Here is a 22,367-nt window from a genome sequence, read left to right on the forward strand (position 1 = left end):
AAGAGGAGAGAGCTGAATATGAATTTTATACAAACTGTTCATGGATCATTATTAGAGGGTTTCTATCCAGCTGGCTGGGATATGGAGAAGATTGACCGTTGCTGTGCGAATTCTCCAGAACGCATTAATGATCGTCAAACCTTCTGGCACAGAGAATTTCGCCCTATCGCATGCAATGAAGTTCAAGAACTTGACGTGAAGATGGGGCATGAAATCGCTTGGCAGATTCGTCAGAGTAAGGAAGCGGGACGTAAGGTCGCTTTTATTTTGCCGGTAGGTCCGATGGGTATGTATAAGTGGGCTGTATACTTCCTTAAGGAATGGAAAATCGATTGTGCACATGTGTATGGCTTTAACATGGACGAATGGAGCGATGGGGAAGGGAGTACGCTACCTTCGGATAATGCGGGCTCTTTCCAGAACGCAATGGAGCAAGCCTTCTACGGTCCGCTTGGTGAACTCACCGTACCAGCGAATCAGCGGCATTTTGCCACCAAAGCAATGCTGCCTACTTATGCCGAGAAAATTGCGGTATTGAAAGAGGAGGGGGCAGAGCTTATCACTGTGTTCGGAATCGGTCGGATGATGCATATTGCGTTTTGGGAGCCACATTTCGGCGCGGAATTCGCGAACGATGAAGAATGGAGTAAGCAAACGCACCGCATTGGCGCTCAGCTTCATCCGCTCACAATCGAACAGAATGCAATCACGAGCTTCAAGAGCCGGACGACACTCGTTCCTTGCCGCGCTAATACGATTGGGCCAGGATTATTCCTGCAATCCGATCGAATCATTGGTGGTTGCGACGGAGCGCTTGGGCGAGGTATGCAGTGGCAGGGACTATCCTTATGGACGACATTGCGTCACGGACCGGACAGGTGGCTCCCATCGACTTACATGCCGACATTGCCTGGTAAGTTATTTTACTTGGAGGAATTGGCTGGACCTTTAGAAGCGGATGTGAACTGATCGCCCCTTTCCAGGAAAGGCTAATAGAATTCAAAAGCACTTAATTTCATCTTCTCAAGGGCTGTCCCAAAGGTGAAAACTTTGGAGCAGCTTCTATTTTTTACAACGCATGACGTGAAATAAGCTTTATAAAACCGTAAGAAAAACGGAGCTAACACAAGCCTACTATCACTTAAGAGATAAACTTTCTTATGGACATACAATCCCTTATTTGTGCAAAATAACGGATCTGATGTCCGATCAGACTTTTGAGACACCCTCGTTTTCATGCTTTTTTTTATAAGCGACTGGACTAAGTCCATAATGCTTCTTGAACGCTTTGCTGAAATAATAAATGTCGGGGAACCCGGAGCTTTCGGCGACTTCCTTAATGAGCAGAGAAGCGGGATCCTGAAGAAGCATAGCCGCTTTTTCTAAGCGAATTTGGTTCATTCTCTCAATCAAAGTAATTCCGGTGCGTTGTTTGTAAAGTCTGCAGAGGTGTCCGTAGCTCATATGGAGGGAAGCTGCCAGCTCAGTCACGTTGAATGATTTGCCTTGATAGTCTTCCAGATATACTTCGATTTTCTTGATGAGTTGATCACGCGGACCAGAAGACTCAACGGATACAAGCTGCTCAGATTGAGCGATTCGGGTTAATGCTTCAAGCAATCGGATAAGGATGAGCTGAAGGGAAAGATCGGATCGGCCGGATAAGGCTTCCTGAAATAAATGAAGAAGAATTTCCTTGATTCCGTACTGATCGGCATATCCGCCGGGTTTCCAATGCCGTAGCCCTTCTAGCTCGTCAAAGAACGGATCGTTACCGTCTTGATCATCCGGTTGGCGAATCCGCCACCTCAAGCAAATACCTTCATGCGGATTATCGTTCTTATAAATATGGGAGTGGATCATGCCGGGTGGGATGAGGAAGAAGTCATCCTCATTAATCGTGACCAGTCGGTCGTGAAAGCGAGTTTGCAGTTGTCCCGTAAGCACATAGTTGAATTCAAACCAGGTGTGGGAATGAGGAGGACATTTGCTGGCATTGCCCACTTGTTCAAAAATGATATCGATCCAATCGACGATTGTATCGTTGATTCTGATTTCATTGCATAACCTGTTGAATATTGCAGGTAGATCAGCTTTCCATCGCGTAATGTCCACTCTAGTCACCTCGTGCTCCATTTTCTATTCTGTAATCATATCATAATAGAACAAAAAGTCATGCGAATAGACAATTTACGGAAGGCGTGTTGAACGTGAAAATGGAGAGGAGAGACTAATGACATACGGGGGATTATCGATGAAAAAGCTATATTTGATCAGCAACGCGCATTTGGATCCAGTTTGGCAATGGGAATGGGAGGAGGGTGCCGCCGCGGCTGTATCCACGTTCCGCGCAGCAGCAGATTTCTGCGAGGAGTTCGAGGGGTATGTTTTTAATCACAATGAAGTCATTCTCTACAAGTGGGTGGAGGAATACGAGCCGACTTTGTTCAAGAGGATTCAGAGGCTGGTGCAAGAAGGCAAGTGGCACATTATGGGCGGCTGGTACTTACAGCCGGATTGCAACATGCCCTCGGGCGAATCGTTCGTTCGACAGATCCTGCTAGGGAAAACCTATTTCCGTGAGAAGTTCGGGGTCGAGCCGACGACGGCGATTAACTTTGATTCGTTCGGCCACACGAAGGGGCTCGTGCAGATCATGCAGCAAGCGGGCTACGATTCTTATATATTCATGCGTCCGGACGGGTTCGATAAGGCTCCTGCCCAAGAATTCGCTTGGATGGGATTCAACGGTAGTGAGATCATCGCTCACCGCATCAATGGGGGCTATAATACACAGCTTGGGGAAGCCCATCTGAAAATCAAGCAGCTACGGGAGGACATTCCGGACGGAACGATGACGATGGTCTTGTGGGGCGTGGGCAACCACGGCGGTGGACCATCCCGCGTGGATCTGAGGCAAATTCGGGACATGATGGAGGATTCGCCAGACTGTGAGATCGTCCACTCGACTCCTGAGCACTATTTCCGAGAATTGCGGGCAACGAAGAAGCTCCCTAGTTACGATGGAGATTTGAACCCTCGTTTCGTCGGCTGCTACACTTCGATGATCAGAATCAAGCAGAAGCATCGTCAGTTGGAGAATGAGCTGTATATGACGGAGAAAATGCTATCGGCGGCTGCGTTGCAAGGTAAGCTTGAGTACCCATCGGCAGACCTTCATGAAGCGGTATGCGATCTGATGATGGCGCAGTTCCATGATATTTTGCCAGGATCGTCCATTCAGCCTGCGGAAGAAGCTGCTATACGGATGATCGACCATGGCTTAGAGATCGTCTCCCGCTTGAAGGCGAGAGCTTTCTTCGCACATGCTGCTGGAGAGGCCAAAGCTGAGTTGAAGGAATATCCGGTTCTGGTGTACAATCCTCATCCTTATCCGGTTAGAGGGATTTTCGAATGCGAGTTCATGCTGGAGGATCAGAACTGGAAGGATGAGTTCTCCATGCCAGTTGTTTATCGTGACGGGAAGAGAATTGCGTGTCAGCCGGAGAAGGAATTGAGCAATCTGACGCTGGACTGGCGTAAGCGGATCGTATTTGAAGCAGAATTGTCTCCTTCCACGATGAATCGGTTCGATTGCCGAATTGAAATGCTGGAACGTAAGCCGGAGCCGGGGTTGAAGCTTGTAGACGGGTTTTATCGTTTTGTAACCGATGAAATGAACGTCCGAGTGAACGCCCAGACAGGGTTGATCGACGAATATTCGGTTGGTGGTGTATCCTACTTGCGGCCAGACGCTTTCTGTCCGATTGTTGTTCAAGATAACGAGGATCCGTGGCGTATGGATACGAATGCTTTCTCGCCGGATATCGGAAGATTTGCATTAATGAATCCTGGGGCGGGTAGTGACTTCTCCGGGGTTAAGGATCGGATGCTCCCTTCCGTGCGGGTCATCGAGGATGGGGACGTTCGGACTGTGGTGGAGTCCGTACTCTCATATGGTAGCTCCACGATCGTGATGACCTACAAGCTCCCGAAGAAAGGGACAGAGCTGGAGGTTCAAGTCCGGGTATACTGGAATGAAAAGGACAAGATGCTGAAGCTATCGATTCCGACGGATTTAAAGGACGGCGTATACGTGGGGCAAACGGCATTCGGAACTCATGAGCTACCGAGTAATGGTGACGAGGCGGTCGCGCAGAAATGGGTAGCCGTGCAATCGGAAGAGAAGGGTCAGGCGATTACCTGCATCAATAACGGCCTCTACGGATCCGATTATCGGGATGGAGAGATTCGTTTAACACTTCTACGGAGCCCCGGTTATTGCGCCCATCCCATTTACGATCGTCCGTTGGTTATGCAGGACAGGTTTTCCCCAAGAATTGATCAGGGGGAACGCCAATATACGTTTTGGCTAAACGCGGGACCGCTCGAACAAAGACGAGCAGTCGTCGATCGCGAGGCGGATGCGTATAACGAAAGACCGTACGCGTTATCCTTCTTCCCCTCGGGAGATGGGGAGGAACAGGAATCCTTCATCTGTCTAGAGGAAGGTACCGTACAGCTTAGCGCGTTTAAGAAGGAAGAGCGCGGCGATGGCTATATTCTCAGATTGTTTGAACCAACCGGTCAAGAGCAGATGACCTATATCACCATCCCTTCCATGAGCATTCGCCAGGAGGTTCGGTTGAGCGGCTTCGAGATTCGTACATTCAGATTGGATGGTAAGAACGGCGTTCTCTCAAACATCGGGCTATGCGAAAAGTGAGCCAGAAAACATGGAATAAAGGGTAGCGTGATGCTGCACTTTAATCTAGTTATTAGTTGCTCTGTTTGATCTTGTTCCGATACTCCCGCGGGGTCGTTCCCGTCTTCTTGCGGAATAACTCATGGAAAAACTTGAGATCGCGGTAACCCGCCATCGCAGCGATGTCCTTAACGGACATCGCTGTTTGCTGTAGTAGCTCGCAGCTTTTTTTCACGCGAAGATTCTGTATGTACTCCGTGTATGATTGACCCGTTGCTTGTTTGAACATTCGCTGCATGTAGCTTACGCTTACTGGAATAAGTGCGGAAATCTCCACTAGCGTGATGGATTGACCGTAATTTTGCTCGATATATTCAAATACTTTTCCAAGCTGTGAGATCGCTGGGGCGGACTTTTCTTGGGATAATTCTAGTCGATATAAGCATACGAGTAGCTCTGTTAATCGTGCGTAGAGGATGGCCTCGTATCCGGGTTGTCCGGTTTGATATTCGCGATAGAGCATCTCCATGCAAGTTTTTGCTTCATTAAAGGAGTCTTTGAATCGGCGGTACGAACGGTTGTCACCGGATAGGAGATTTAAAATCGAGTGCGGGAAAGGGTACGCGCGCATAAGCCTGTCCGGAACTGAAGAGTCAAACAGACAATTGTACACGATCAGCTCATCCTTGGACGCCTCGGAAGCTGGACGATAGACGTGTCGTGTACCAATCGGAATAATAAAGAGATCACCTTTCTCGACGAATATCCGTTCATCTCCGATATAGTGGAATCCTTTGCCCTCGGCTACATATTGAATTTCTAGAAAGTCGTGAATATGAATAGGTAAGGTGAAAAACTCGCGTTCCCTTCTGACACAGATCGGGAAATCGGGGCTCCAGAACGCTTTTCCTTCTAAAGTAAAGGGGCTTGATTGCATTTGGCTCATTCCCTTGAAGTAGGATGTGATTGCCCTATTAATAACATATAATCCCCCCTGTTATCAACAAAAATCGTTGTGTTATGCTTTGGGAAAATGGGATAAGGGGTTGGCAAGTATGAACTGGACAGCGGATTGGATATGGCGATCACAGCGGATTAGGATCAATGATTTTGCTTACTTCCGTAAAGAGTTTGCGGTTCGAGCTTCGGTTATATCAGCGGAATTACTCATGTCCGCGCATCATTCGGCACAAGTCTATGTGAATGGAACAAAGGTAGGCGGCTATGGATCGCCTGCGCCAACGAACCCATGGAAGCGGAAGTATTATTTAACCTATGATATACGCGAACAATTACAAGCGGGTCAAAATTGCTTGACGGCGGATGCTCATTACCTTGGGGGTAGCGGACAAAATTATGTGAATGGGGTGCCGGGCTTCCGTCTTGAGCTGCGACTTGTTTACGAGGACGGAACTAAGCAGGTCATTAAAACAGACCGTACTTGGGAAACGCTGAAGGATATGCCGCATAAGGTGGGAACTCCTTATCAGCAATGGCGGAGAGTATCAGCAATAGAAGATTATGATGCAAGGAAATGGGATGGGAAGTGGCGCTATGTCGGATGGAACAATGAGAGTAGCACCATCAAAGCCAAAAAGGCGAAGATCGGACGTGACGAATGGGCAATGGTGGCGCAGAAGATTCCGGAAGGTGCCATCGAAGAAGAGATCTTGTTAACAGCATTAGAATACCGCGCTGAAGAAGGGGATTTAACCAATCCACAAATATTCGACGTAGGAAGAATCGTATCCGGCTGGCCTAAGTTTACTCTGAAAGGAATCAATGGGGTAACGATACGTCTCCGATATTCGGAGGATTTGGACGAGAATGGCCGGGTTAAGCATAATGTCACTAATGAGCATTCTGAACATTACTTCGATCAATATACGATGCGGGGAGACGAGAGGGAGACGTGGCAGCCGGACTTTTCTTATAAGGCCTTCCGCTATGTCGAGGTCACTGGATATCCTCTGCCTATCGAGGCTAGCGGTGATCTTACCGTATGTCTAGCATACACTGGGATGCATTACGCTGGCAGCTTTAACTGTGCGGATGAGCATCTGAATGCTTTGTACGAAGCCTGCATTCGAACGCAGAAAAACAATACACTAGGTCAAACCGTGGATTGCCCCCACCGTGAGCAAGCACAATATACAGCAGATACGGATCTGCAAGCTGAGGCACTTCTATATAACTTCGATGCGCTAAGCGTCATAGAGAAGACACTAAGTGATTTCGAGGATGCGCAGCTGGAGGATGGAACGTTTCCTTTCGTAGCGCCTATTAATTATGAGCATCCAGATTTTAATTTGCAGATTCCTGAATGGGACCTCCATTATGCTACGCTCCTATGGAAGCTCTATGAGGCCTCGGGCGATGTGAAGGTATTAGACACGAATTATGGTACAATGCGCCGAATGACGGATTATTTCATTGGGATATTAGATAAAGATACGGGGCTTGTTCCTCTTGATAAAGGTTGGCATATTAGCGATTGGCCTTACCCTTCCGTGGAGCATAAGGGACAGTTTCTAACGGTTCAGCAGATCAAGCTTGTTCAAGCGTTACAGATCGTTAGTAAGGCTGCAAGCTTGATCGGCAAGACTGAGGATCGGGTAGTGTATCAGGGCTATTCCGAACGGTTAAGTGATAGTATTATTGAGCAGCTCTACGATAGGGAATCAAAGAGATTCCGCGACAGCTCGGAATCAGAGCAAACGCATCAAGGGGTAACGGTAATTGCTCTATACGCGAATCTTGTTCCGGAAGCGGATCGCGAGGCAGCGATTTCCTTCGTAGCAGAGAAGGAATTCGAGTGTCGTACCGTCCTTACTCTCCCGCTGCTACGTGTACTGTTCGAGAATGGATGCGAAGCTCAGGCCTTTGAGCTGCTAAGTCGTAAGGAATATCCTGGATGGGGATATATGATTGCCCAAGGTGCTAAGACAATGTGGGAAGGCTGGGAAGACATGGAGAGCCACTCCCACGCGTGGAACGGTTACCCTGCGAGAATGCTCCAAGAATATGTCGTTGGAATCCAATCAGAAGCGCCAGGATTCGCGAAGGTCGTCATCCGTCCTTATATGCCGAAGGATTTATCGTTCGCAGAAGCCGAAGTGTGGACTCCGCATGGGACGTTGTATGCGGGCTGGGAAAGGCTGCAAGAAAAAACGATCGTACGGGCACGAATTCCTGAAGGTGTGGAAGCCAGTCTGAAGGTTAAACTTGTGGATGGCATGACTGAAATGAATTTGCAAACCGGTGACAATGAATTGACGATCGAGCAATAACTGAGATAATAGGAGACATGGGAAGCTAAGCTTATTTCCAGAGGAGCTAGAGTCTTGATGAATCCATTATTAAATGAAAAGAAGCAAGATGGGCACGCCCAATTACTGATCGATAGCTATCATCGAGTAACCGGTCGAACTTTGCTACAATTCGAAAGCGATAAGGATAAGGCTGCGGATGCCCTGTTCCATGCTCCGTTCGTGTTATTGTCTCATGGGATTGAGGATGACCCTGTATTGAATTACGGGAATGAGGCTGCTTTGCAGCTATGGGAAATGACATGGGATGAATTTACCCGAACTCCGTCGCGTTTAACAGCAGAGCCGATGGAGCGATCCCAGAGGGACATGTTGTTGGCGGATGCCAAAAACCAAGGGTTCTCCGATGGGTATTACGGCGTTCGGATCTCGAAAAGTGGGAAAAGGTTTGAGATTCGAAATGTACTTCTTTGGAACGTAGTGGATGAGATGGGAACGTATCGAGGTCAAGCTGCTGTATTCATAGATTGGCAGCTCGTCTAAAACGACATAATAAGCGAAAACCCGGAAGAGGATAGGGTTCCCTCTGTCCGGGTTTATTGTTATTTCTAAAGGACACTCCCCCCGAAGAGGAAGCGATGCTCCCACTGCGTGTTGGTGAACTCTCCGACATGAACTCCGCCACTGGCATTAGAGTAGGTGTGAAGAATTTTGCCGTCACCCAGGTAGATACCTACATGTGTAATGCGTGCTGTTGATTTATCGATGTCTTTGTAACTTGCGGCACTAGAGCCTTTGTACGACATGAAGAACATGAGATCTCCACGCTTCAAGTTTTTCCAGTCTGTTTCGGCAGTGCCGTTGTTTTTAACAAAAGCTCCTTGCTGACGTGAGTCAGCTGGGAGAGCGGTGCCGATTGCTTCTTTGAATATCCATCGAACAAAATCCGAGCAGTCGAAAGTCGTCGAAGTCGAGCGACTAGAACCGAACTCATAAGGAATACCTGTATATTTCATGCCGTCAGCGATGACTTTCTCGATCGCGTCGGAAGCTTGGTCATCAAGGGTTGTTTGTTGTGTTTCTTCATTAGAGTTTACATTATCGTCTCCGACTTTGTTCTGATCTATGCTTTGCGTAGACGATTTAGCTTTGGTCGGGGCCACCTTAGAAGCAGCCGAAACTGCTGGAACGGAACTGAATCCACTGATTAACATTACGGCTGCGAATAATCCCATCACGTGTTTTTTCAAGCTGCAACACCTCCGTTTAATGTGTAACTATACGCTAACATAGGAGGAGTGAGGGGAAAACCCACAATTGTTGCCATCGGGTTAGAACCCTTGGTCTGAGTAGGAAAGGTCGGAGGACTGTATATATCCTCGACTACAGTCTAGGAATAAAAACATACGCGAGTCCGTTATGCAATGCAGCGGAGAGGTTTACAATAAGGACATAAGATAAACGAGTCACAGAAAAGAGGTGAAGCAAATGCGAAGCGGAAATGGGCTGGCAATACTGCTTATCGGTTTCGGAGGTTTAATCATTTTCAGTAAATTGGGCTTCGGACTTGGATGGTTGTTTGGACTTCTAATTCCGATTCTGATTATTCTACTCGGTGTTATGGCTTGGAATAGTGGAAATCGACTACTCGGCGGTGTTGTAGCGGTGGTTGGTGGATTCATTCTTCTAGGCAAGCTGTCCTTCTTGTTCGTATGGGTGGCGGCTATTGCACTGATCGTATTCGGGATTTCGATGCTTGGCCGTAATAATCGTAGCACTAGAATGTAGCCTAAATATACTTAGCCGTAGGGAACAAGGAGGGATACAAGAATGAGCGTGATGAAGAGAGTTCGCGATATGACGGTAGCTTCACTGAATGATCGTCTTGAGAAAGCAGAGGATCCCGTCCGCGTTATCGATCAGTTCCTATGGTCGACCCATCAAGAGATTACGCAGAGTGAAGGGCTTCAACGTCAATATGCTGCTCATACGGACAGCTTGCACCGGCAATGGGTCGATGCCGAGCAATGGATGGTGAAGCGGGAGCAACAAGCTTTAACGGCGCTGAAGGCAGGGGAAGAGAATGTTGCGAAGCTAGCCCTGCAAGACAAGGTAATCCATGAGGAACGGTCGGAACGCTATCGTCAATTGTATGAACAGAGCAAGAGTGAGCTGACCGATCTGGAGCAACTGTTGCAAGAGCTTCGCAACGAGTATCGAGCCGTGTACGACCGTCGTCAGTTTTATGTGGCTCGAATGGAGTCCCTTCGCCTTCAACAGAGATTAAATGCTCGTTATACGCCTGGAAATTCGGATACTTCACAGATGTTCCGTAAAATCGATGATCATCTGAGCGATATTGAGCTAGAAACTCGTAGCTTAAGAGATCTTCGCCGAATGGGGCAAGAGTCATTGATTCAAGCAGGAGAAGTTGTTAAAAATACGATTGAAAGAGAATTAGAGCAGTTAAAACGTAAGCTGCAACAAGGAGGTTAGAGAAATGCGCAAATTATATCGTTCAACGCGAGATCGCAAATTGTTCGGAGTGTGTGGGGGGCTGGCAGATTACTTTGGAGTAGATGCGACATTACTCCGTATCCTACTTATCGTCGTAGCTGTATTCTCTGCGGGCTCAGTGGTCATCGTCTACATTATTGCCGGATTTGTAATCCCACGAGAGCCGAATTATGGCGGCGACTTCGGAGCCAATCCATTCGATCAAGGATGGAGAGGACAAGAGCAATCTAATCATGGTTACGGCAACCAAGGCTGGAACCCTGGAGCTAATTACTCGGGACAAGGACCGGGAACAGGACCAAGCACAGGTGGAGGGTATTCATCCGCTAGTGCTACTCGCCCAGGACCTTCCGTAACAACTCCGCCCACATCTAGCCGTTCCTCGCAGGGTATTGATGCGATGATGGAAGATATAGAAAAGAAGTCAATGCAAAGAGAAATTGAAGAACTGAAAGCCAGGATTTCAAAATTTGAGAAGCAATCGAAAGGAGAATAACACAATGGGTGTATTCCAAAGAGTGAAAGATATGACAAAGGCGTCGGTACATGATTTACTTGATAAATTAGAGGATCCAATCGTGATGTTAAATCAATATCTCCGTGATATGGAAATTGAAATTCATGATGCGGAAGTAACAGTAGCTAAGCAAATGGCGTCAGAACGTCGGATGAAGCAACGCTTAGATGAGTTAGTACGATTAAGTGTCGAACGCGAAAATCAAGCGGAGCATTCTTTACGTAACGGTAATGAAGCACTTGCTCGCAAATTACTTGAAGAGAAGGTTCAGTTCAATCAACAAGCCATTGATCTGTCTGGACTGCACGAGCAAGCTAGCGCTCAAGTCAGCGACCTGACTTCTCAGCTCCATGAAATGAAGGATGAGTATTACAAGCTTCGTAACAAACGCAATGAGCTCGCTGCACGCTCGCAAATGGCGAAGGCACGCAAGCAAATGGCCCAAATCAGCACGTTGCATACGATCGAGAGTGGATCAGCTTCTCGAGGATTCCACCGTATGGAAGAAAAAATAATGCAGATGGAAGCGGAAGCGGATGTCGTTCGGCTACCAGGTTCATCTTATGGCGGAGCACCATCCCGTATTGATCCAGAAAAAGCCTACCGCATAGATCAAGAGCTTGAAGCTCTGAAAAATCGTGTTCAACCGAATCTAAGTAAAACCGAAACAGAGTAAAGAGTAACGGACTAGCATTTTCGAGTGTCCTAAGATGTGCTATGATGTCAGATAGTAATGGTTGGTATATCTTCGAAGCCATAACGGGACTTGATCCGTTATGGCTTTAGCTACGAATAACGAAGAGAGCAGCAGGAGGTGTGACCCGACATGAGAAAATCCAGTAACGCGATTCTTTTTATAGCGGCCGGAATATACCTCGCGCTTGGTGCTGTGGCGGGTTACACTACGGTTAATGCAGTTGTTCTCCTGCTTCTGGGTATTGAACGTTATAGAACAGATCGTGCCCGAATATCAATTATCGTTATTATGGTAAGTATTCTAGTATTGGTGATCACTCAATTTGCCATGTTTGCAGTGGTCGTATTAATCTCACTCGGAATTTATTATTTAAAGGCACGGCCGCCTTCGGTTGGAGCATATGTAAGCAAGCATAAGTTAATTCTTAACATGCGAGACGATGAGCAATCCTGGGTGCTTCAATCGATGAGCTTCTGGCATGCCATTGGGGAAATACGCATGGATATGTCATTAGCGGTGCCGGAAGACAAGGAAACCACGATTGTGCTCCAAGGACTGGTTGGCGATCTGGATTTGATAATCCCAGATGATTATGGAATAGAAGTAGATGCTTCAGTACTTCTAGGTCAGGTGTCGTTTAGGCAAGTGAAAGAAGGCGGGATGTTCCACCGCTTAACATGGAAATCGCAAAATTACGACGAGTGTGAGCAGAAATTGAAACTTCAATTGTTCTATCTCGTAGGTGATATCAAAATAAGCACGGTATAAATCGTCTTTGAAGGGGGGAGTCGCATGGAGTCCCAGAAAGTCACCAATATGGTTTGGCGTCACATGGGCGAGGCTGTGCTGTACTCCCTAGGCATTGGTGCGCTAGTTGTTTATTTATTAATTAGATATGGGCTCGCTGGGTCATTCCAATCTTGGGGAACTGTAATTTCTTATTCCCTATCTGCAGTTGGCGTATTAACGATAACGGGAGCTGCTTATGGGTTCTGGAGAAGCTACCCGATACGTCATAGGCTGGAGTTACTAAGGGATACGATGCTGATGCTGGAAAAGGGAAGCTCCAATTTACCTTTACCGGATTTGGGTAAAGATGAAATCGGGCGCCTAGGAGATCAGCTAGGAAAGCTTGGTCGTAAATGGGAAGAGCAGGTTACTTCTTTACAACGCTTATCTACGAATAATGCGGAGCTAGCCGCACAAGCTCGGATGAGCGCTGTCGTAGAGGAGCGCCAACGGCTTGCCCGCGAGCTTCATGATGCTGTTAGTCAACAGCTGTTCGCTATCTCCATGACAGCTACCGCAGTAGGGCGTACAATGGACAATGATTTCGAGCGTGCCCGACGACAGGTTGAATTGATTGAAGAGATGGCCTCTGCTGCGCAATCGGAAATGAGAGCGCTTCTTCTGCATTTGCGCCCCGTACATCTAGAGGGTAAGAGATTAGCCCAAGCAATTCCGGAATTGGTTGAGGAAATGAAGGCTAAGGTTCCGGTCGATATTTCCATAGATATGGAACAGGACTTGCCGCTGAATAAAGGCGTAGAGAACCATCTTTTCCGCATCGTGCAGGAGGCACTATCCAATACGCTTCGTCATGCTAAAGCAACGAAAATGGACATCGTTCTCCAACGACGAGGGGACACTGTTCGTCTTGGAATTAAGGATAATGGGATCGGCTTCGACCCTAAGATCAAGAAGCAAGCTTCTTATGGGATGACGAATATGGAAGAGCGTGTGAACGAGCTTGGCGGCTCCTTGAATGTCGCCAGTGCTCCTGGCAAAGGAACTAGAATTGAAATTAGGGTGCCCTTAATGGCGGAAGGTGGTTTAGCGAATGACGGAACAGGCTATGATTCGGGTGTTGCTGGTAGATGATCATGAGATGGTCAGAATCGGTTTGGCTGCAGTGCTTGGTACAGAGGCTAACATCGAGGTCGTGGGTGAGGCTGGCAATGGTCTTGAGGGTTTACGTCTAGCTCGTGAATATTCTCCTGATGTTGTTCTGATGGATTTGGTTATGGATGGAATGGACGGAATCGAGACGACTCGCCGTCTGATGGAGGAAATGCCGGAATGTCGAGTAATTGTGCTGACCAGTTTCCTTGACGATGAGAAAATGTATCCTGTCATTGAAGCGGGAGCATTTAGCTACTTACTCAAAACCTCACGTGCATCCGAAATTGCAGATGCGATACGTGCAGCTGCGAGAGGCCAATCTGTTCTTGAATCCCAAGTCGCATCCAAAATGATGAACCGTTTCCGCCGACCTCCCCAGGCAATCGCTCAGCCTCATGAGGATTTGACTGACCGTGAGATGGAAGTATTAAAGTTGATTGCCTTAGGGAAGTCTAATCAGGAAATTGCGGACGACCTGTTTATTGGGATCAAAACCGTCAAATACCATCTGACCAACCTGTTCGGTAAGCTTAGTGTCGAGGATAGAACTCAAGCGGCCATATATGCCCATCGTAATGGACTTGCAGATTAGATGAGAATAACAGCTCTTATTGGAGCAAGTGGGATGACGGCTTTAACCGTGCTGATGTCCTTCGCGGGTTCTAAACTAAGAGCCCCCCAATAAGCCGAGCTTGCTGGTTGAGCATCTCGATCTCTTTGATCTAATTCGAGGGAGTTAATGTCTACTTTCATTTTGGACTTGCGGCTGCGATTGACCGGACGAGCAGTGCGCTCTCCATTAAGAATGATCGACGATGAACTGCATGATGTAAGAACTCCGGTGTGGCGAGTATCGTCGTTCATAATGACATAAACCGCCCGACCAACTAAGGGTCGGAGAGAATCCTCATTAATCGGAAATAGGGAATCCATTACAATTGTAGCCTCCTTGAACGCGAGTTTTTAAGCATTATATTCGAATAGAGACAATCGTGTACGGGCGTATGCCCAAGCGCAGGGAGACCGACTTAAAAACGTAGCGTTGTCCCAGTTATTGTGCTACACTACAATTCATGAGATTTGACTAGATCAGCTCATCCAATCCTGCAAACAAGAAAGATGAGGGTCCATGGCGCACAACAAAAACGAAGCTATTTCCGCTCATGAAGCGGTCTATTTCATTTTCGGGGCTACGGGCGATTTGGCTCGCCGAAAACTCTTTCCGGCCCTTTACAGCTTGTATCGTGAAGGTAAGCTGGGTGAACGTTTTGCTATCATTGGTTTAGCTCGGAGACCGCGTACCTATGCCCAATTCCGTGATGACGTTTACGAATCGATTCAGGAATTTTGTCGCTACAAGCCTAGCGAGAAGGCATCATGGGAGGCTTTTGCTGAACACTTTACATATCAGTCTTTAGATACTGGCAACGTAGAAGCCTTTAAACAATTAAAGAGTCATACAGAGGAAATCGAAGCGCAATATCAAATTCCAGGCAATCGCTTATTTTATTTGGCACTTGCACCTGAGTTATTTGGTAACGTTTCTCGTAATCTCCGTGAAGGTGGCATGCTGGAAAGTGGTGGATGGCATCGTCTAGTTATTGAAAAGCCATTCGGCTACGATTATCCGTCTGCGGAGAGCTTGAACGAAGAAATTCGCCATGTTTTTCGTGAGGAAGAAGTATTCCGTATCGACCATTACCTCGGTAAAGAAATGGTTCAAAATATAGAGGTTATTCGCTTGTCGAATGCTTTCTTCGAGCCGCTCTGGAACAATAACCATATCGCTAACGTTCAGATTACGTTATCGGAAACCGTTGGGGTAGAAGAACGTGGTGCTTATTACAACAAATCAGGAGCATTACGCGACATGGTTCAGAACCATATGCTGCAAATGCTGACGATGATTGCTATGGAGCCGCCTAGCCGTTTAGATCCGGAGGATATCCGGGATGAGAAGGTTAAAGTTCTTCGTTCCATTCGTAACATGGTAACTCAAGAAGAAATTCATACGAACATTGTTAGAGGTCAGTATAGTGAAGGCTCTTCCAAAGGCAAGGAGCTTAAAGGCTACCGTCAGGAGGATTCCGTTGATCCTGAATCCGTAACCGAAACCTTCTTCGCTGCTCGTCTGTTCGTAGATAATTTCCGTTGGGCTGGAGTTCCGTTCTATGTTCGGACGGGCAAACGCTTGCCGGTCAAATCTACAGAAATCGTGATCGAGTTCAAAAATGTGCCGAATAACGTCTTGTTTGCAAAAAACCAGGATCTATCACCGAACCTGCTTGTTATCCGTGTGAATCCGATGGAAGGCATTTATATTAAGTTTAATGCCAAGAAGCCCGGCAATGACATGACGGTTCAGCCTGTAGCTATGGAATTCTGCCAAAGCTGCCAAGTGGGAATTAACACGCCTGAAGCATATGAACGTCTTATTTTCGATGCAGCTCGTGGAGATCACACTTATTTCACCCGTTGGGATGAGCTAGCGGTCGCTTGGAAGCTCATTGATCCGATTGCGGCTGCCTGGAGAGAAGATTCTAGTGACTTGCAGCAATACCCTGCAGGCTCATGGGGACCGAAGACAGTGGAAGCACTATTAGCTAATGAAGGCTACCATTGGTGGCCCGTGAATGGACAGGAAGAAGATAATATCCTCTGGGTGTCGAATACAAGTAAGTAAACGATCTGCTTGGAGATTAATTGAATAATTTACTATGCAAAGGGGATCATGCCGAGAGGCATGATCCCCTTATTCAATCAAACAGACATCCAAAGTGCTAGGACCCCATTTGAAACATAGCTGGCTGTTGTAATAAAACAGCGATATTAAAAAGTTATGAGTTATGCTCGACGATATTGCTGAGGGGAATTTCCAGTAATCTTGCGAAATAAGGAATGGAAAAATTTCATATCAGAGTAACCTACTTCATTTGCGGTTTGTTGCACGGATTTATCCGTTGTTTTAAGCAAATGGCAGCACTTCTGAATTCGCACGTTCTGTACATAATGGTTGAAGGTTACTCCGGTAACCTTCTTGAATTGATTCTGAAAATGACCGACACTCATGAACGAAAGTTCCGCCACCGCTTTAAGCGTAATTTTATCCGAATAGCTTTTCTCAATATAGTATAGAGCATCGTCAATACTCTCGATCTTAGGCTCGGCTGTATGCATTTGCTGTTCGGGCTCCATCTCCACGCGATGGATGAGCTGCAAAATCTGCAAAATAATAGCGGTTACCATTGTATGAAAGCCTGAAGGGCGCTCGGAGTATTCGAGATAGGCTTGGTTGAATAGAGAGAAGAACTGATCTCTCTTGTCTGAGTACGAATACCATGGACGACTCAAGTTATTTGGAAAATAGAGGTAATGATATAAATTAGAGTTCTGGGGAATCCAACCCTTTAATCGGTCAAGAGTAGCAATATCAAATATGCAATTGATAACAACAAGTGGGCAGGTCGGATCTGTAGTTGAGGGCCGGAATACATGACTTGTTCCAATAGGAATAAGGAATAAATCGCCTTTCTGTACTTCAAGAAGCTGATCATTGATATAGTGATAACCTTTCCCCTCAACGACTAAGCATAATTCGATGAAATCATGGCGGTGCATAGAGGTGACGAAAGCTTCCGTCTCGCGGTTCAAATAAATAGGGAAGTCCGTATTGAAATACCGTGAGCCTTGTAGCAATAGTGTCATCTAGCATCCCTCCATAGATGCCCTCTTTCAAAGCTTTCGTTTGAAAAAGGGAGTGTGTAATCGTAATTGTAAAGGAAAGGAATTATTTGTACATGGATGATCTATACTATCAGACTTGTAATATGCATACCTTTCTGCACGATTCTAAAGCTGTGATATGCTACTTATAGAGGAAGACATCAAGTTGAGATTTTGGGGGAAACTAGGATGCGCAAGCATGGAATTCGCAGTAAGCTGTTTATTTCCTATACGCTTATCGTGTCATTTGTAATTGCAATATTAAGTTTGTTTTTCTATATCCGAATGTCGAGTGTTGTATGGGAGAGATCGTTAGAGACATCACGTCAGATGCTTCAGAGGGTCGATGCTTCACTCTCACAAGCCATTAAAGATATTGATCGTATATCCGCGCAGGTTATCTATAATTCAGATTTCCAGCACAAATTCGAAGAATCCTTCTCGACAGTGGAAACTTACGAGGATTTTGATCAGAAAAATGCTTTCGTAAAAATACTGGCAACGCTCAATGGTCCTTCGTTTATCGCGCAACAGATCAATGTATTTAACCTCGATGGAGATTTCATTAGCTACGGCTTAAAGATCGATCCCTACGATAATCTTAAAGAGAGGATCAGCCTGTTAGATTGGGTAACGCCTACGTTAAAGAAGGACGGAGATAAGCAAATTAACCCGCCTCATCGCGATGAATTGTTCAAGTCCGGGGAGCTTGTATTTTCATTATCGAGGCTATTTCCACATAGTTCAGCTTCATCACCTAAGTTTGTAGAGGTCCAGCAATCCTATGAGAAGCTTAAAGAAATCGCTGGAGATGCGCTACTACAAACGAATAATCAGCTTTACATTTTCGACGACGAAGGACACTTGTTTTATCCGATTGAGGATGACAAGCTAATTCCTCCATTTGAATGGTCGGATATTCCTCATTTACCCTCTGGTGTATTTCATAATGTAACGGAAAAAGTGAACGGTGAAAGTATGGTTATAGGGTGGTTACGTTCTTCCTTTTCTGGATTGACCGTGGTTGCCGCGCAGCCTAAGCAACAGCTTCTAAGTCCCGTGAATAGCCTGAGATCGATCGTACTGACCGTTATGATTGCTGCGGAAATATTTGCTCTACTAATCGCTTATTGGATCGCTTCCTCGATTACTCGACCGATTCGCTTGATTCTAAAGGATGTAAAGAGACTGGACCTAGAGCAGATTAATCTAAACATGATGGTTCAGAATCAGAAAACCTATCGAAAAGCGACATACGAGATACAAGAGCTATATGATGGGGTCGTGTCTATGAAAACACGTTTGAACAATTCGGTGGATCAATTTATTGATTCTCAGAAACGGGAAAATTTAGCCCATATGAGAGCGCTTCACAATCAACTTCAGCCACATTTTGTCTTTAACACTCTTTCCTCTATTGGTGCTCTTGCAGAAAACTCAGGTGCAGATCAAGCCGCGGCTATGAGCTATAAAATGATGCATTTAATGGAATATATCAGCCAACCAAACACCGATCCTGTCCAAATGCAGGAGGAGTTAAACTTTACAGAGAGCTATTTGCAGCTAATGAAGCTTAGATATCAGGATAACTTCAGTTATGAGGTAGAGGTTACCGAAACCTTAAGTGGTATTATTTTTCCAAAAGTGGTTCTTCAGCCGATTGTAGAAAATTCATTTACTCATGGCTTTAGGTCTGTTAATCCTCCATGGCATATCGGTATTAAAGTGACAGAGTCTAATAATGAACAATGGGCGATAAGGATAACAGATAACGGTAGTGGATTTCAGATCGAAGCTTTGCAGCGTATAAAAAGGTTTATTGAAAATCTTAATGACGGGCTTTCTAGCCAACCAGATCTTATCGGAAGCAAAGGAATCGGTGGTATTGGCTTGGAGAACGCTCTAATGAGACTATATTTGTTCTATCAAGGAAAGGTTTCATTTGATATTCACAATCTTGAAGAAGGCATGGAGCTTACGATTAAGGTAGGACTTAAGGAGGGAATGCCGGATGTTTAGAATTATGGTTGTAGAGGATGAGCCTCTTATTCTTCAGAGCATTTGTGAGAAAATTCGGAGTATCGATCTTGATTTCAAAATCGTTGGTGAATATGAGAACGGTGAATATGCCATGCTCGAATTAGATTTGGTTAAACCTCATGTACTGCTGACGGATGTCTATATGCCAGTCATGGATGGACTAACCTTAATTGAACAAGTGAACAAATCATCACCGTCGACGATCTGTGCCATTCTTACGGGCTACAGAGATTTCGAATATGCAAGAAGAGCGCTTCAGCTTGGAGTAACAGAATTTTTACTTAAGCCTCCCCAAACGGAGAACATTACTAAGCTATTAGATGACGTAAAGGCGAAGCTATGGAGAAATCAATCGCTAATGGAATCGGAGATGCTCCAGCAATGGGCCTACCGCAAGGAAGAAGATAAAGTGAATTCGACGAATATTCAGCAGCTGGAGCAGGAATATTTTTACCATGCCAATTATGTTGTTCTATATGCTTGGAATCCGCCGCAGATGCAGGTATCCCTTTCTACCCATGAGGACAAATGGAAGCTAGACTTGCTTCTTCTGGAAGGAGAGAAGGCTTATGTCATTCCGCCAATCTCCAGTCATCAGAAGATTATCGTCGTCGGAGTTCATCGCATATCAGAAACAAGGTTATACGAATTAGCAGAGCATATTTCCTCCTTTCTGGATGCAGGAATGTACTGCGTGGCCGCTGCGGACATCAATAAATTACAGACAGAGCTATTTCCGATGATTTCTAAGCTACACAAAAAGGTTTACTCGGGTTTTCCACTAGAAGGAATGAAATGCTTAGTATTGCAGGGAAATGAGAATACGTATGATCTGCCAATGTTACCGATTCCAAGCTTACTTGAGCAGGAGATGTCTATGCTATTAGTTAAGCAAAGGAAAACGGAGTTTCTTAAAAGGCTCGAAATGTTGTTTGATATGGATGAGTGGTCTTCTGGTACGCGCATGCAATGGCTTCAAACACTCTCCTATCAAATGAATGCATGGATATTGCAATACCCAGAAATTGCTCGTAAATCAATTGAGATTCATTGGAAAGACGAATTAGAGGATTTGATCTGGCAAGCCCCCAATACTACAGCCATTATCCAGAGCTTAAAGGAGCTTCATAGCAGCTTATTCGATGCATTAGATCAGGAGCCCGAGGTTGAGGCGTCCTGGACGGAGGAATTAAAAAACTATCTTGATACGAGATACATGGACAATATTGCATTAACAGACGTTGCCGAGAGGTTTGGAGTAAATGCATCTTATTTAGGAAGGGTTTTCAAAAGGAAATTCGGTCATAGTCCTATCGATTATTTGATTCAAGTTCGACTTGCAAAAGCGAAGCAGTTGATCCGGGAAAAGCCACGATTGTTCTTTAAGGATATCGCCGAGATGGTCGGCTACAATGATCCCTTCTATTTCAGTAAATTGTTTAAGCAGTGGACGGGGCAAACCCCGAGGGAGTTTAAACAGCAGAAAATGAGTGAGTGATAATGCCCTATATATTCCTTTCGATTCCCCTACAACGAAGAAGTGAACGCTCTCTATACTACAAGAGTAAGCAGATATCAAATTAATGGGGGGTATACAAAATGGTAAGAAATACGAAGGTAATCTCATTAATCCTTGTCGCGGCTCTAGTGATTGCTGTGATGGCAGCATGCGGAAATTCCAAGGATAATACGCAAAAGGGCACTTCAGCAGCATCAGAAGAAGCTTCTCCTTCTGCATCCAAGGAGCCTGTAAAGCTAACTTTTGCAACAGTGGCAAATGGCGACACCGAGTCCCAAGCGTTTAAGGAAATATTTGCAAACTTCGAGAAGGCGACGGGGAATAGTATTGATTTTCAGATTTTACCTGACGTAAATCAGTACGAGAATATTATTAAAACTCGCTTTGCAACGCAGGATGCGCCGGATATCTTCTATTTCTTCTCAGGTCCGAACGAGTACGTGACTATGCAAGCTGAGAAAAATCTAGTCGAAATGACGAATGAGGCCTATGTTGGAACATTGACGTCTGCTGTTAAGGATTTCTATACAGCGGATGGCAAAATATACGGTGTTCCTTGGGGCTCCTTTAACGCTATGGGTGTTCTATATAACAAGGATGTCTATAAAGCTCAGGGATTAAGCATTCCGACAAACTATGGTGATTTGATGGCGAATGCTGAGAAGCTGAAAGGTGCAGGTATTACACCGTTCTATGAAGCAGTTAAAACAGGCTGGCCAACGCAAATATTCCCATTGGCTGCATTTCAATCCATGGTTATGCCGACGATTGGTGGGGAAGAAGGTGTTAAGAAGCTGATCGCGAACTCGCTTCGCTTCAATGAAATTCCAGAGATGAAGCACGTTTACGAGCTTCAATATAACTTGAAAACTAAAGGCTACTACAATAAAGATTTGCTAGCAGGTACTTATGAGAATCAACAAGAGGCACTGGCAAACGGAACAGCGGCAATGGCTTTCCAAGCAGACTGGATGCTACCGGAGGTTTCCAAACGGTTCCCGGATAAAGTAAATAACATCGGATTTTTTCCACTCCCGTCTGAGAGTGATGAAGGAACTGTATCGCTGTACCCTCCGAAACAGATTTTCGTGACGAAAACATCCCCACGAGTTGAGGCAGCTAAGGAGCTTGCGAACTTCATGACAACTCCTGAGTCACTTGCGATCTGGTATAAATATAATCCAGGTATTCCTGTATACAATGGCGTGGAGACAACATTACTGCCAGGACAAGAGGATATCTACAAGTACATTCAAGCGGGTAAAGGTATTGTACAAATCCAGCTTCGCTTACCAGCGGGCATTATAGACTTCGACAAAATTACTCAAGAGCTTGTAGGTAAAGGGGATGCCCAGAAGGCTGTAGACCAAATGGACAAAAACTACAGAACAGATGGAAAGAACAAGAAGATTGCTGGATTCGAGTAAAGCTGCTGTAGCTTTGTGAATTGCGTTTTCTGATGTGAGGGGATTGCTAAT

The 22,367-nt window shown here is 45.7% G+C and carries 20 protein-coding genes; 15 read left to right on the top strand and 5 right to left on the bottom strand.

Annotated features, from left to right (window positions below; translation table 11 throughout):
* The first annotated feature begins 18 nt into the window (after positions 1-18).
* On the top strand, positions 19-969 hold the full coding sequence (locus M1K58_RS15105) for a sugar phosphate isomerase family (protein ID WP_256759691.1): 951 nt from the start codon (positions 19-21) through the stop codon (positions 967-969).
* Between the two features lie 240 nt (positions 970-1,209).
* Here the strand turns inward: M1K58_RS15105 and M1K58_RS15110 are convergent, their stop codons facing one another.
* Positions 1,210-2,115: a helix-turn-helix transcriptional regulator gene (locus M1K58_RS15110; protein WP_256759692.1), complete on the bottom strand. Its 906-nt coding sequence runs from the start codon at positions 2,113-2,115 to the stop codon at positions 1,210-1,212.
* A gap of 139 nt (positions 2,116-2,254) precedes the next feature.
* Between M1K58_RS15110 and M1K58_RS15115 the strand changes: the two genes are divergently transcribed.
* Positions 2,255-4,726 carry a glycoside hydrolase family 38 N-terminal domain-containing protein gene (locus M1K58_RS15115; RefSeq protein ID WP_256759693.1) on the top strand — a complete coding sequence of 824 codons (2,472 nt, stop codon included), beginning with the start codon at positions 2,255-2,257 and terminating at the stop codon, positions 4,724-4,726.
* Between the two features lie 52 nt (positions 4,727-4,778).
* On the opposite strand, the gene M1K58_RS15120 is transcribed toward M1K58_RS15115, so the two are convergent.
* Positions 4,779-5,642, bottom strand: a complete 864-nt coding sequence (locus M1K58_RS15120; protein WP_256759694.1) for an AraC family transcriptional regulator — start codon at positions 5,640-5,642, stop codon at positions 4,779-4,781.
* A gap of 118 nt (positions 5,643-5,760) precedes the next feature.
* Here M1K58_RS15120 and M1K58_RS15125 point away from each other — a divergent pair, with 118 nt between their 5' ends.
* Together M1K58_RS15125 and M1K58_RS15130 are read left to right on the top strand one after the other, a co-directional pair.
* Positions 5,761-7,995, top strand: a complete 2,235-nt coding sequence (locus M1K58_RS15125) for an alpha-L-rhamnosidase (RefSeq protein WP_256759695.1) — start codon at positions 5,761-5,763, stop codon at positions 7,993-7,995.
* 57 nt (positions 7,996-8,052) lie between these two features.
* Positions 8,053-8,517 (top strand): MEKHLA domain-containing protein, encoded by a 465-nt coding sequence (locus M1K58_RS15130; protein WP_256760302.1) that lies wholly within the window; start codon positions 8,053-8,055, stop codon positions 8,515-8,517.
* 65 nt (positions 8,518-8,582) lie between these two features.
* On the opposite strand, the gene M1K58_RS15135 is transcribed toward M1K58_RS15130, so the two are convergent.
* A complete protein-coding gene (locus M1K58_RS15135) occupies positions 8,583-9,224 on the bottom strand; it encodes a C40 family peptidase (protein WP_256759696.1) in 642 nt (213 codons plus the stop codon).
* A 238-nt stretch (positions 9,225-9,462) separates the two neighbouring features.
* Here M1K58_RS15135 and M1K58_RS15140 point away from each other — a divergent pair, with 238 nt between their 5' ends.
* From M1K58_RS15140 to M1K58_RS15170, 7 genes are all read left to right on the top strand, one after another.
* Complete coding sequence (locus tag M1K58_RS15140; RefSeq protein ID WP_256759697.1) at positions 9,463-9,762, top strand: hypothetical protein; 300 nt, start codon at positions 9,463-9,465, stop codon at positions 9,760-9,762.
* Positions 9,763-9,804: 42 nt separating this feature from the next.
* Positions 9,805-10,470 (top strand): PspA/IM30 family protein, encoded by a 666-nt coding sequence (locus M1K58_RS15145; protein WP_256759698.1) that lies wholly within the window; start codon positions 9,805-9,807, stop codon positions 10,468-10,470.
* 4 nt (positions 10,471-10,474) lie between these two features.
* On the top strand, positions 10,475-10,987 hold the full coding sequence (locus M1K58_RS15150) for a PspC domain-containing protein (RefSeq protein ID WP_256759699.1): 513 nt from the start codon (positions 10,475-10,477) through the stop codon (positions 10,985-10,987).
* A 4-nt stretch (positions 10,988-10,991) separates the two neighbouring features.
* Entirely contained in the window at positions 10,992-11,684 is a 693-nt protein-coding gene (locus tag M1K58_RS15155; protein WP_256759700.1) for a PspA/IM30 family protein, read from the top strand.
* Positions 11,685-11,834: 150 nt separating this feature from the next.
* Positions 11,835-12,473, top strand: coding sequence for a cell wall-active antibiotics response protein LiaF (liaF, locus tag M1K58_RS15160; RefSeq protein ID WP_256759701.1), 639 nt, complete (start codon positions 11,835-11,837; stop codon positions 12,471-12,473).
* 24 nt (positions 12,474-12,497) lie between these two features.
* Positions 12,498-13,586, top strand: a complete 1,089-nt coding sequence (locus M1K58_RS15165) for a sensor histidine kinase (protein ID WP_256759702.1) — start codon at positions 12,498-12,500, stop codon at positions 13,584-13,586.
* Entirely contained in the window at positions 13,546-14,199 is a 654-nt protein-coding gene (locus tag M1K58_RS15170; protein WP_306220463.1) for a response regulator, read from the top strand. Before M1K58_RS15165 ends, M1K58_RS15170 begins: the two co-directional genes overlap by 41 nt.
* Here the strand turns inward: M1K58_RS15170 and M1K58_RS15175 are convergent.
* Positions 14,196-14,540 (bottom strand): hypothetical protein, encoded by a 345-nt coding sequence (locus tag M1K58_RS15175; protein ID WP_256759703.1) that lies wholly within the window; start codon positions 14,538-14,540, stop codon positions 14,196-14,198. The two genes, M1K58_RS15170 and M1K58_RS15175, sit on opposite strands and share 4 nt — an antisense overlap.
* Before the next feature lie 196 nt (positions 14,541-14,736).
* Here M1K58_RS15175 and zwf point away from each other — a divergent pair, with 196 nt between their 5' ends.
* The gene (gene zwf, locus M1K58_RS15180) at positions 14,737-16,290 is read left to right on the top strand and encodes a glucose-6-phosphate dehydrogenase (RefSeq protein ID WP_256759704.1); all 1,554 of its coding nucleotides are present in this window, start codon (positions 14,737-14,739) and stop codon (positions 16,288-16,290) included.
* A 161-nt stretch (positions 16,291-16,451) separates the two neighbouring features.
* Here the strand turns inward: zwf and M1K58_RS15185 are convergent, their stop codons facing one another.
* A complete protein-coding gene (locus M1K58_RS15185) occupies positions 16,452-17,312 on the bottom strand; it encodes an AraC family transcriptional regulator (protein WP_256759705.1) in 861 nt (286 codons plus the stop codon).
* Between the two features lie 207 nt (positions 17,313-17,519).
* On the opposite strand from M1K58_RS15185, the gene M1K58_RS15190 reads away from it, so the two are divergent.
* The 3 genes from M1K58_RS15190 to M1K58_RS15200 all read left to right on the top strand — a co-directional run bounded on the left by M1K58_RS15190 (position 17,520) and on the right by M1K58_RS15200 (position 22,316).
* Positions 17,520-19,349 (top strand): cache domain-containing sensor histidine kinase, encoded by a 1,830-nt coding sequence (locus M1K58_RS15190; protein WP_256759706.1) that lies wholly within the window; start codon positions 17,520-17,522, stop codon positions 19,347-19,349.
* Entirely contained in the window at positions 19,342-20,868 is a 1,527-nt protein-coding gene (locus tag M1K58_RS15195) for a helix-turn-helix domain-containing protein (protein WP_256759707.1), read from the top strand. Before M1K58_RS15190 ends, M1K58_RS15195 begins: the two co-directional genes overlap by 8 nt.
* A 101-nt stretch (positions 20,869-20,969) precedes the next feature.
* Positions 20,970-22,316, top strand: coding sequence for an ABC transporter substrate-binding protein (locus M1K58_RS15200; RefSeq protein ID WP_256759708.1), 1,347 nt, complete (start codon positions 20,970-20,972; stop codon positions 22,314-22,316).
* Positions 22,317-22,367 lie beyond the last annotated feature (51 nt).

The organism is Cohnella sp. WQ 127256, from assembly GCF_024519285.1.
Lineage (GTDB): Bacteria > Bacillota > Bacilli > Paenibacillales > Paenibacillaceae > Cohnella.